Origin of the sequence: Nitrososphaera sp., from assembly GCF_050748925.1 — an archaeon.
In the GTDB taxonomy this organism is placed as follows: Archaea; Thermoproteota; Nitrososphaeria; order Nitrososphaerales; family Nitrososphaeraceae; genus Nitrososphaera.
The window spans coordinates 1-1,294 of sequence record NZ_JBOGQF010000242.1; the positions used below are offsets into that span (position 1 = coordinate 1).

Consider the following 1,294-nt stretch of genomic DNA (forward strand, 5'->3'; position numbering starts at 1 on the left):
CTGTGCACGACCTGCTGTTGACGCGAGGATCGCAACCAATATTGCACCGCTGCGAAGAGCGGCGCCGCCGAGAGCCCGCAACCCGTGCTTCCCATCAGCTGTCGCCTCCGGGTTTTTTAGAAAACCGTTCCGGACGGCGATACTGCCTGTGAGACTTCGCCTGTCAGATTCGGCGCGCATCCATGCTTAAGCGACCGGCTCCGTGCACGTAAAGAAGTAGCAGCCCACCCGTCATGGCAAGATTTTTCATAAAGTTGATAGCCTGCATCTGGTCTGCAAAGTTCCAGTGAAATAGGACTGCCGCCGCAATGCAGAAACCAGCCAGCGCTAAGGCCGACCAGCGTGCAAGCCAGCCAACGACAAGCGACAGACCGCCACCGATTTCCAGTGCGATGACCAGCGGCAACAGCAGAGATGGCACGCCCATGGATTCCATATACCCCTGCGTGGCAGCGTAGCTACCCAGCTTTGTCAGTCCCGACAGAATAAAAATTTGCGCAAGCAGAAGGCGCGTGACCAACACGATGTAGTCGTTCATGTCTTACTCCAAAGTTTGGCAGACCTGCGGCACAAATCACGCCTGTTCAGAATTCGAATCGCGACCGCTCCTACCTTATTGGGCGCCTCCGTGCGCCCTGTTCTGCTGGCGACTACTCTGCGCGCGCCCTGTCGAACGCCGGCGGTGCCGCCGATTTCGATGAAGAGGTCCATGAATGCAGGCACAGTCTCCTTTCGCGCCCAATCGCGCGGTAGCTCGCACAGCAGGCAATTCCCATGTCTTCGCGGAGTCAGTGAGGATGTCAATGGCCCGCTGCATATTCGGGCCAGGTGCCCTGGCTCATTGGCCAGGGCCGATCTGCAGCCGTTTTTTCCACTAGTTGGCGTGTCCCACTTCCTTGAGAAGCGCCTGGGCGGCTGCCTTGCCGACATTGTTGGAGGCGAGAGGGCTATCGCCGGTAATCAGCTTCCTGTCCTGATGGGTCCTTCCAGTGATATCGCTGTTCAATACCTCAATACCAAGATCCCTCAGCTTTTCACCAATGAACCAGGGCATCGGGCCAGGCATATATCCAATATCGGGATTCTTCTTGTCCAGTGAGTCTGGGAAGACGCATATCTTGTAGCCCTTGTAGATATAGTCATCCTTGGACTCTCCCAGTGCTGCGGCCAGTAGCGATGCCGGTCCATGGCAGAGGGAGACAACGTATTTGTCGTTCTTCATGGCCCACTTGAGAACATGCTTGACATCTTCACTGTGTGGAATGCCAATGATGGCGCCATGGCCGCCTGGAAT

1 protein-coding gene and 2 pseudogenes are annotated in these 1,294 nt (G+C 56.5%); all 3 read right to left on the reverse strand.

Translation table 11 applies throughout. The features are described 5' to 3' along the window. Positions 1–163: 163 nt before the first annotated feature. Positions 164–538 (reverse strand): DoxX family protein, encoded by a 375-nt coding sequence (locus tag ACREAY_RS11955; protein WP_431755992.1) that lies wholly within the window; start codon positions 536–538, stop codon positions 164–166. Between the two features lie 131 nt (positions 539–669). Then, a pseudogene (locus ACREAY_RS11960) lies at positions 670–765 on the reverse strand (hydrolase); the annotation flags it as partial. A gap of 109 nt (positions 766–874) precedes the next feature. Further along, positions 875–1,294, reverse strand: a pseudogene (locus ACREAY_RS11965) (glyoxalase III HchA); the annotation flags it as partial.